The organism is Xanthomonas sp. SHU 166, from assembly GCF_000364685.1.
GTDB lineage: Bacteria > Pseudomonadota > Gammaproteobacteria > Xanthomonadales > Xanthomonadaceae > Xanthomonas_A > Xanthomonas_A sontii.
On record NZ_AQOJ01000122.1, the window covers coordinates 1 to 2573 of the forward strand.

Annotated in this window: 2 protein-coding genes and 1 pseudogene; 2 read left to right on the top strand and 1 reads right to left on the bottom strand. The window is 70.0% G+C overall.

The genetic code is table 11. The features are described from left to right. A pseudogene (locus D180_RS04905) lies at positions 1–530 on the top strand (EamA/RhaT family transporter); the annotation flags it as partial. A 62-nt stretch (positions 531–592) separates the two neighbouring features. Here D180_RS04905 and D180_RS04910 read toward each other — a convergent pair. Next, positions 593–1918, bottom strand: coding sequence for a GTP-binding protein (locus tag D180_RS04910; protein ID WP_043090492.1), 1326 nt, complete (start codon positions 1916–1918; stop codon positions 593–595). Positions 1919–1993: 75 nt separating this feature from the next. Here D180_RS04910 and D180_RS04915 point away from each other — a divergent pair, with 75 nt between their 5' ends. Further along, complete coding sequence (locus D180_RS04915; RefSeq protein ID WP_017911918.1) at positions 1994–2377, top strand: MerC domain-containing protein; 384 nt, start codon at positions 1994–1996, stop codon at positions 2375–2377. Positions 2378–2573: the final 196 nt, after the last annotated feature.

Here is a 2573-nt window from a genome sequence, read left to right on the forward strand (position 1 = left end):
GCACCAACGGCGCCAAGCTGGCCGGCCTGGCGCTGGGCCTGCTGGCGATCGTCGGCATCGTGCAGCGACCGCAGGCGGCCGCGCACAGCACCGCGCGCACCACGCCGTGGCTGCTGCTGGTATGGGTCGGCTTCGCCGCGATCGACGTGCTGCTCAAGCGCATCGCCCAGGCCGGCACGCCGTTCGCCGCCTCGCTGCTGGTCGCCTTCGCGCTGGCTTTCGTGCTGCTGCTGGGCGTGCAACTGTGGCGCCACCTGCGCGGCACCGTCCCGTTGGCCTGGCGCAACCTCGGCGCCGGCCTGCTGCTGGGCGCGCTCAACTTCGGCAACATCCTGTTCTACGTGCGCGCGCATCAGGCCCTGCCGGACAGCCCGGCCAGCGTGTTCGCGGCGATGAACCTGGGTGTGATCGGCCTGGGCACCCTGCTCGGCATCGCCGTGTTCGGCGAACGCACCAACCGCTGGAACCGCCTCGGCCTGCTGCTGGCGGTACCGGCGATCGTCCTGATCGCGATGGGCGCAGTCCACTAGCCCTCAGCGCCTGCGCCCCCGCTTTTCCGATTCCCCAGTCCCGATTCCCGATTCCCAGCCCCTCAACGCCTCCACACCGGAAACGGATCTTCCAAGCCCTGCCACACCACCGGCCCCTGCCGCAGTTCGGCATCGTCGAGCAGGCAGGCATCGAGTTCGGCACGCACCCGCGCCTCGTCCAGGCCGACGCCGATCACCGCCAGTTCCTGGCGGCGATCGCCCCACAGCGGATGCCACATCGCCCGCAGCGCCGCGTACTCGCGCGCATCGCCGACCTCCTCGGCCTGCGGCGGCGGCGCGTTCCAGCACGCGGTCTGCTGGCGCTGCCAGCCGAGCTCGGTGTACGGCAGCGGCGATGGCGGCAGCGCCAGCGGCGTGTCCAGCAGGCCGCGGTCCACGCGCTCGCGTGCCGCGTACCAGAAGCCGGCCGCCTGGGTCTGGGTGGCCGCGCCGACGATGGACAGTTCGCCGACCCAGTCCATGCGGCTGGCCAGCCAGAAGAAGCCCTTGCTGCGGATCACGTCGCGCAGGCCGCGTTGCGCCAGCCGCGCGAAGCGCAGCGGATGGAACGGCCGGCGCGCGCGATAGACGAAGCTTTCGATGCCGAACTGTTCGGTCTCCGGCGCGTGCTCGCCGCGCAGCGCCTGCATCCAGCCCGGCGCCAGCTGCGCGCGCACGAAGTCGAAGTGGTCGGTATCGAGCACCAGCTCCAGCGGCACATCGCCACGGCTGGCCTCGACGATGCGCGCATCGCGATTGAGCGCGCGCAGCACCGCGCGGGTGCGGTCGAGGGTGGCCGCATCGGCCAGGTCGGCCTTGCTGATGACGATCACATCGGCGAACTCGATCTGCTCCACCAGCAGGTTGACCAGCCCGCGCTCGTCGTCGTCCCCGGCCTGCAGGCCGCGGTCGGCCAGGCGCTCGGCCGAGCCGAAGTCGCGCAGGAAGCTGACCCCGTCGACCACGGTGAGCATGGTGTCCAGGCGCGCGACGTCGGCCAGGCCGCGGCCGTCGGCGTCGCGCACGGCGAAGGTCGCCGCCACCGGCATCGGCTCGGAAATGCCGGTGGATTCGATCAGCAGGTAGTCGTAGCGCCCGCTCTCGGCCAGGCGCTGCACCTCCTGGCGCAGGTCGTCGCGCAGGGTGCAGCAGATGCAGCCGTTGCTGAACTCGACCAGGGTCTCTTCGGTGCGACTGAGCGCGGCACCGCCGTCGCGGATCAGCGCCGCGTCGATGTTGACCTCGCTCATGTCGTTGACGATCACCGCCACCCGGCGCCCATCGCGGTTGTGCAGCACGCGGTTGAGCAGGGTGGTCTTGCCGGCACCCAGGAAGCCAGACAGGACGGTGACGGGGAGGCGGCGATCGGAAACGGCGGCGTTGGACATGGCGGGCATCGGCGCGGGGGCGTGGCGGGCTGGAAATGTTACTATATAACACTTGGTGCATTGGAGTGATCGTTCATGAAATCCCTGCCGCAATCCTTCTTCGACGCCTCGGCGATGGTGTTGTCCGGGCTGTGTCTGCTGCACTGCCTGGCGTTGCCGTTGCTGGCCGCGGCGCTGCCGTTGTTCGGCGTCTGGGCCGAGGCCGAGTGGGTGCACGTGGTGTTCGTGGCGATCGCCGCGCCGTTGGCGGGGCTGGCGCTGTGGCGCGGGCACCGGCGCGACGCGCTGCCCTGGCCGCTGTGGACGCTGGCGGCACTGGGCCTGCTCGGTCTGTTGGCCGGCGCTTTCGGTATTCCCGACGAGGCCAGCGAGACCGCGATGACGGTGAGCGGCAGCCTGGCGTTGGCCAGTGCGCATCTGTGGAACTGGCGCCGGCATCGGCGGCGTTGCCGGCATTGAGCCTGGGTGCACGCGCACGCTACAACGTATGGCGTGCGGTCGCCGAACGGCGACATGATCAAGGCGCGGTTTGCTGTGGCGGTCGCCTTGGCAGTTGCCGTCGCTTCTGCTGTTGCTGTGCCTTGGCGGTTGCCGTTGTTGTTGCTTAGCTTTGGCTCTTGTTTTTGATTTACCGGGTTCCCTTCCGAAGCGGCGG

Excerpts from the sequence above, each read along its gene's own strand:
- D180_RS04910 (WP_043090492.1), bottom strand. The coding sequence starts at position 1,918 with ATGTCCAACGCCGCCGTTTCCGATCGCCGCCTCCCCGTCACCGTCCTG.
- D180_RS04915 (WP_017911918.1), top strand. The coding sequence starts at position 1,994 with ATGAAATCCCTGCCGCAATCCTTCTTCGACGCCTCGGCGATGGTGTTG.